Source organism: Paraburkholderia sediminicola (assembly GCF_046030555.1).
GTDB classification, from domain to species: Bacteria; Pseudomonadota; Gammaproteobacteria; order Burkholderiales; family Burkholderiaceae; genus Paraburkholderia; species Paraburkholderia sediminicola_E.
Genome location: NZ_JAQQCH010000054.1, coordinates 1 through 6,188, shown reverse-complemented (window position 1 = coordinate 6,188; position 6,188 = coordinate 1). Strand labels below are relative to the sequence as shown.

At 59.4% G+C, this 6,188-nt stretch carries 6 protein-coding genes; all 6 read left to right on the top strand.

Features of this window, described 5'->3' with window-relative positions:
* Positions 1-56: 56 nt before the first annotated feature.
* Positions 57-1,502: an aspartate aminotransferase family protein gene (locus PQQ52_RS34475; protein WP_408221487.1), complete on the top strand. Its 1,446-nt coding sequence runs from the start codon at positions 57-59 to the stop codon at positions 1,500-1,502.
* 73 nt (positions 1,503-1,575) lie between these two features.
* Positions 1,576-2,697, top strand: a complete 1,122-nt coding sequence (locus PQQ52_RS34470; protein ID WP_408221485.1) for a polyamine ABC transporter substrate-binding protein — start codon at positions 1,576-1,578, stop codon at positions 2,695-2,697.
* A gap of 209 nt (positions 2,698-2,906) precedes the next feature.
* Positions 2,907-4,070: an ABC transporter ATP-binding protein gene (locus PQQ52_RS34465; RefSeq protein ID WP_408221483.1), complete on the top strand. Its 1,164-nt coding sequence runs from the start codon at positions 2,907-2,909 to the stop codon at positions 4,068-4,070.
* Positions 4,067-5,038: an ABC transporter permease subunit gene (locus tag PQQ52_RS34460; RefSeq protein WP_408221481.1), complete on the top strand. Its 972-nt coding sequence runs from the start codon at positions 4,067-4,069 to the stop codon at positions 5,036-5,038. Before PQQ52_RS34465 ends, PQQ52_RS34460 begins: the two co-directional genes overlap by 4 nt.
* A complete protein-coding gene (locus tag PQQ52_RS34455; RefSeq protein ID WP_408221479.1) occupies positions 5,035-5,946 on the top strand; it encodes an ABC transporter permease subunit in 912 nt (303 codons plus the stop codon). The genes PQQ52_RS34460 and PQQ52_RS34455 overlap by 4 nt, the downstream gene beginning before the upstream one ends.
* 38 nt (positions 5,947-5,984) lie before the next feature.
* Positions 5,985-6,188, top strand: a 204-nt coding sequence (locus PQQ52_RS34450; RefSeq protein ID WP_408221477.1) for a DUF3138 family protein, incomplete at its 3' end; no start/stop codon positions are given.

Below are 6,188 nucleotides of genomic sequence, written 5' to 3'. Positions count from 1 at the left end.
GACCCAAGGTCTTTAATCATGACGTCGCCAGCAAACGCGAAAAAATTGGAGGCAGTATGAGCTACAGAACAGAAGAAGTCGCTTACGTGCAACCGGCCATTCAACCCAGCGCCGCCGCAAGCGCGCAGGCCACGCAGCAACGCAGCACCGCCGAATATCGCGCGCTCGACGCCGCACACCACATCCATCCGTTTTCGGATATGGGCTCGCTCAATCGCGCCGGCAGCCGCGTGATCGTTAAGGCTCAGGGCGTGTACCTGTGGGATTCGGACGGCAACAAGATCATCGACGGCATGGCCGGTTTGTGGTGCGTGAACGTCGGTTATGGCCGCAAGGAACTGGCCGACGCAGCGTACCGCCAGATGCAGGAACTGCCGTTCTACAACACCTTCTTCAAAACGACGCACCCGCCGGTGATCGAGTTGTCGGCCTTGCTCGCTGAGTTGGCGCCGGAACCGTTCAACCACTTCTTCTATTGCAACAGCGGTTCGGAAGGCAACGACACCGTGCTGCGCATCGTCCATCAATACTGGGCGACGCAGGGCAAGCACGCGAAGAAGTTCGTCATCTCGCGCAAGAACGGTTATCACGGTTCGACGATCGCAGGCGGCACGCTGGGCGGCATGGGTTACATGCATGAACAGATGCCTTCGAAGGTCGAGAACATCGTGCATATCGACCAGCCGTATTTCTTCGGTGAAGCAGAAGGTAATCTGACGCCGGAAGAATTCGCCTTGGCCCGTGCGCAGCAACTCGAAGCGAAGATTCTCGAAATCGGCGCGGACAACGTGGCCGCATTTATCGGTGAGCCTTTCCAGGGCGCGGGTGGCGTGATCTTCCCGGCTTCGACGTACTGGCCGGAAATCCAGCGCATCTGCCGCAAGTACGACATCCTGCTGGTCGCCGACGAAGTGATCGGCGGTTTCGGCCGGACCGGTGAATGGTTCGCGCATCAGCACTTCGGTTTCGAGCCGGATCTGATCACGCTGGCCAAGGGCCTGACGAGCGGCTATGTGCCGATGGGCGCGGTCGGCCTGCATGATCGCGTGGCCAAAGCGATCATCGAGCACGGCGACTTCAATCACGGGCTCACCTACTCCGGGCATCCGGTCGCCGCGGCTGTCGCGGTTGCCAACCTGAAGCTGCTGCGCGACGAGAAGATCGTCGAGCGCGTCAAGACCGACACGGGTCCGTACTTCCAGAAGAAGTTGCGTGACACCTTCGCCAACCACCCGATCGTTGGCGAAATCTCCGGCGCGGGTCTGGTAGCCGGTCTGCAACTCGCGGAAGACCCGAAAACGCGCAAGCGTTTCACCAATGGCGGTGACGTCGGCACGATCTGCCGCGACTTCTGCTTCAACGGCGGCCTGATCATGCGCGCCACCGGCGACCGGATGTTGCTGTCGCCGCCGCTCGTGATCAACAAGCTGGAAATCGACGAGATCGTTTCGAAGGCGAAGTACGCTATCGACGCGACCGCACAACAACTCGGAATTTCGTAACGGCAGTTCGTTCCGGCATGAGCACACCCACGATACGCGCTCATGCCGGTTCTCCACATCAAGGGAAAAAACCATGAGCGTTTGTCATCTTCGTCATGCGGTCGCGGGGGCCGCGCTTCTCGCCTTCACGGGTTTTGCGGCGTTGTCGGTTACGCCGGCCCTTGCGGCCGACACGGAACTGAATGTCTACAACTGGTCGGACTACATCGCGAAGGACACGATTTCGAACTTCGAGAAGCAGGACGGCATTCACGTCAAGTACGACAACTACGATAGCGACGATACGTTGCAGGCCAAACTGCTCGCGGGCAGCTCCGGCTACGATATCGTGGTGCCGACGTCGAACTACATGGCCAAGCAGATTCAGGCCGGCGTATACATGAAGCTCGACAAATCGAAGCTGCCGAACCTGGCAAACCTCGACCCTGTGCTGATGAAGATGATCTCCGACGCGGATCCGGGCAACCAGTATGGGGTGCCTTGGGCATACGGTACAGACGGTATCGGCTACAACGTGCAGGCCATCCAGAAAGCACTCGGTGCGAATGCGCCGGTGGATAGCTGGGCCCTTGTATTCGATCCGGCCAATCTGTCGAAACTGAAAGGCTGCGGTGTGTCGTTCCTCGACCAGGCCGTCGACGTATTCGCCGCCACGCTGCAATACATGCATAAAGATCCGAACAGCACCAACCCTGCAGACTATCAGGCCGCTTTCGAAGTGCTGAAGAAAGTCCGCCCGTATATCACCCAATTCAATTCCTCCGGCTACATCAACGACCTCGCCAACAACGACGTTTGCGTCGCGGTGGGATGGTCGGGCGACGTCGGCATTGCAAGCCGCCGCACCGAAGAAGCCAAGCGTTCGTATCAGATCAAATTCTCGAACGTGAAGGAAGGTGGCCTGTTGTGGTTCGACGTGATGGTGATCCCGAAAGATGCGCCGCATCCTGAAGCCGCGCTGAAGTGGATCAACTACATTTCGGATCCGAAGGTCAATGCCGCAATCACCAATGAAGTGTTCTATCCGACTGCGAACAAGGCCGCGCGCCAGTTCGTCACGCCGGCGGTCTCGCAGGATAAGACCGTTTATCCGGGCGACGACGTGCTGAGCAAAATGACGCTGATGAAGCCGATGCCGACCGACATCCTGCGCCTGGAAAATCGTCTTTGGGCGCAGCTTAAAACCGGCCATTGATTAAGCCAAACTAAAACTTTTGATCCCGCGCTCAGGGATCGCTTGAACCCTGAGCGCATGAATGGCAGTCACTGTAGTCAGCCTGCGCGCTTTTAGCGTCCCACCTGCGCGCAGTCCCATGTTTTCCGATCGCAGCGCATCGTGCGAGCCGCTTTCCGCGACTCGTATGGAGACACTTGCGCTCGTGATCCGCAAGGAATGGTTACATCATGAACTCGACGACCTTAAATAGCGCGGCCGGCGCCGCCCAGATGGCCCGCCCCGCACCGACGACAAAATCGAAAACGGACGAATTCGTTCGCATTGAAAATGTCGTGAAGAAATTCGGCGACAGCATCGCTGTCGACAACGTCAATCTGAGCATCGCAAAGAACGAGTTGTTCGCGCTGCTCGGCAGCTCCGGCTGCGGCAAGTCCACTCTTCTGCGCATGCTCGCAGGGCTCGAGTCGGTTACGTCCGGGCGCATTTTCGTCGACGGCGAAGATCTCGCCGCGATGCCGCCGTACAAGCGGCCTGTCAACATGATGTTTCAGTCGTATGCGCTGTTCCCGCATATGAGCGTCGAAGCGAATATTGCCTTCGGTCTCAAGCAGGAAGGCACACCGAAGAACGAGATCAAGGAACGCGTCGCCGACGCGCTGCATCTCGTGCAGATGAGCAAATACGCGCAGCGCAAACCGCACCAGTTGTCGGGCGGCCAGCAGCAGCGTGTAGCGCTGGCCCGCTCACTCGTCAAGCGCCCCAAGCTGCTGCTGCTCGACGAACCGATGTCGGCGCTCGACAAGAAGATTCGCCAGAAGACCCAGCTCGAACTGGTGAACATCATCGAGAAGGTCGACGTGACCTGCGTGATGGTGACGCACGATCAGGAAGAAGCCATGACGATGGCCGGGCGCCTCGCCGTCATGAGCGAAGGACGCATCGTGCAGATCGGTTCGCCCAGCCAGGTGTATGAGTTTCCGAACAGCCGCTTTTCGGCCGAGTTCATCGGCTCGACCAACCTGTTTGAAGGCACCGTGGTCGCGGATGAACCGGACCACATCTTCGTCGAAAGCGAAGACCTCGAAACGAACATCTACGTGAGCCACGGCATTACCGGGCCGCTCGGCATGCCGGTGGGCATCTCGGTGCGCCCGGAACGCGTGAAGGTCTCGCTCGAAAAACCCGCGACGCCGCACAACTGGGCGCGCGGCGTGGTCTCGGACGTCGCCTACATGGGCAGCTATTCGCTGTATCACGTGCGCCTGCCGAGCGGCAAGACGGTCGTGTCGAATCTCTCCAGCTCGCACCTGATGAGCGAAGGTGCGCCGTCCTATAACGACGACGTGTTCGTCTACTGGTCGCCGGCTAGCGGCGTGGTGCTGACGCAATGAGCAATCCCACTACCTCCCCCGCGGCGCTCGGCGCGCCGTCCGGCAGCCGCCTGCTCGGCTCGCTGAAAAAACGCCTCGCGACGCTGGTGCCGTCGGGCCGCACGACCGTGATCGGCGTGCCGTTCCTGTGGCTCTTTGTGTTCTTCGCGTTGCCGTTCGTGCTGGTGCTGAAGATCAGCTTCGCCGATCTGCGCCTGGGCATTCCACCGTACACGGATCTCGTGACGGTCAAGGACGGCATGGTGCACTTCGCGATGCAGCTCGGCCATTACGCGTTCCTGCTGCAGGACGATCTGTACGTCGCGACGTACATCAGCTCGCTGAAAATGGCGGCTGTCTCGACCTTCTTCTGCCTGCTGATCGGCTATCCGATTGCGTACTACATCGCACGCTCGGAACCGGCTCGACGCAACCTGCTGATGATGGGCGTGATGCTGCCGTTCTGGACATCGTTCCTGATCCGCGTCTACGCATGGATCGGCATCCTGAAGGACGACGGCCTGCTCAATCACACGCTGATGGCGATCGGCATGATTCATTCGCCGTTGCGGCTCTACCACACGGATATTGGCGTCTATATCGGCATGGTTTATTCGTACCTGCCGTTCATGGTGATGCCGCTTTATGCGCACCTGGTAAAGATGGATCTGACGCTGCTCGAAGCGGCCTACGACCTCGGTTGCAAACCCTGGGCGGCGTTCACGCGCATCACCTTGCCGCTGTCGAAGAACGGCATCATCGCCGGCAGTCTGCTGGTGTTCATTCCGGCGGTGGGCGAGTACGTGATTCCTGAACTGCTCGGCGGCGCCGACACGCTGATGATCGGCCGCGTGATGTGGGATGAATTCTTCAACGATATGGACTGGCCGATGGCATCCGCTGTCACCGTCGCCATGGTTCTACTGCTGCTCGTGCCGATGGCCGTGTTCCAGTACTACCAGGTCAAGGAACTGGAGGGCGCGAAATGATCAAGCCTAATAAGACGCTATCTACGAGTGTGCTGACTTTCGGGTTTCTGTTTCTGTATATCCCGATCATCAGCCTGGTGGTGTATTCATTCAACGAGTCGAAGCTCGTCACGGTCTGGTCCGGCTTTTCGCTCAAGTGGTATGGCGCCCTGCTGCAAGACGACGAACTGCTCAATGCAGCATGGCTGTCGCTGAAAATCGGTCTCATGACCGCGTTTGCCTCCGTCGTGATCGGCACATGGGCAGGCTTCGTGCTGGCCCGCTTCGGACGCTTTCGCGGCTTCACGCTGTTCGCCGGCATGATCAACGCGCCGCTCGTGATTCCTGAAGTGATTCAGGGTATCTCGCTGCTGCTGCTGTTCGTCGCGCTCGAACAGATGCTCGGCTGGCCGAAGGGTCGTGGCCTCTTCACGATCTGGATCGGCCACGTGATGCTGTGCGTCTCGTACGTGGCGATCATCGTGCAATCGCGTATCAAGGAAATGAACAAGTCGCTCGAGGAGGCCGCACTCGATCTCGGCGCCACGCCCTTCAAGGTGTTCTTCCTGATCACGTTGCCGCTGATCTCGCAGGCGCTTATGTCCGGCTGGCTGCTGTCGTTCACGCTGTCTTTCGACGATCTCGTGCTGTCCGCGTTCCTGTCCGGTCCGGGCTCGACCACGCTGCCACTCGTCGTGTTCTCGCGTGTACGCCTCGGTTTGAATCCGGAAATGAATGCGCTCGCCACGATCTTCATCACCACGGTGACGATCGGGGTGATCGCCGTCAACCGCTGGATGCAGGTGCGTGAGCGCAAGCGCAATCGCGACATGCAGATGGCCTTCGCACTCGCCGAGGCCGCTGACCCGTTGCCGTCAGCACCACAACAAGCCGCCGTACGGAAGTCGCTCGATACGGCAAGCGCATAAGAAGTCCTTTTGCAATACGACCAATAAGGAGAATTTGCATGAGAAAGAAGCTCATCTGTCTGTTGGTGGCGGGGAGTTTGCCAGGCTTTGCCATGGCAGACGCCACCAGCGACCAGATCAAGGCGCTCCAGGCCCAGCTCAACGCACTGCAGAAGGAGGTGAAGCAGTTGCGCTCCGAGGTGGCGACCAAACCGAAAGCGGCCGCAGCTACTGTCGCACCGGCGCCGGCCGTCGCGGAAGCG

What these genes read in the sequence shown, in the direction of transcription:
- PQQ52_RS34460 (WP_408221481.1), top strand. Translation starts at nt 4,067, where the DNA reads ATGAGCAATCCCACTACCTCCCCCGCGGCGCTCGGCGCGCCGTCCGGC.
- PQQ52_RS34465 (WP_408221483.1), top strand. Translation starts at nt 2,907, where the DNA reads ATGAACTCGACGACCTTAAATAGCGCGGCCGGCGCCGCCCAGATGGCC.
- PQQ52_RS34455 (WP_408221479.1), top strand. Translation starts at nt 5,035, where the DNA reads ATGATCAAGCCTAATAAGACGCTATCTACGAGTGTGCTGACTTTCGGG.
- PQQ52_RS34470 (WP_408221485.1), top strand. Translation starts at nt 1,576, where the DNA reads ATGAGCGTTTGTCATCTTCGTCATGCGGTCGCGGGGGCCGCGCTTCTC.
- PQQ52_RS34475 (WP_408221487.1), top strand. Translation starts at nt 57, where the DNA reads ATGAGCTACAGAACAGAAGAAGTCGCTTACGTGCAACCGGCCATTCAA.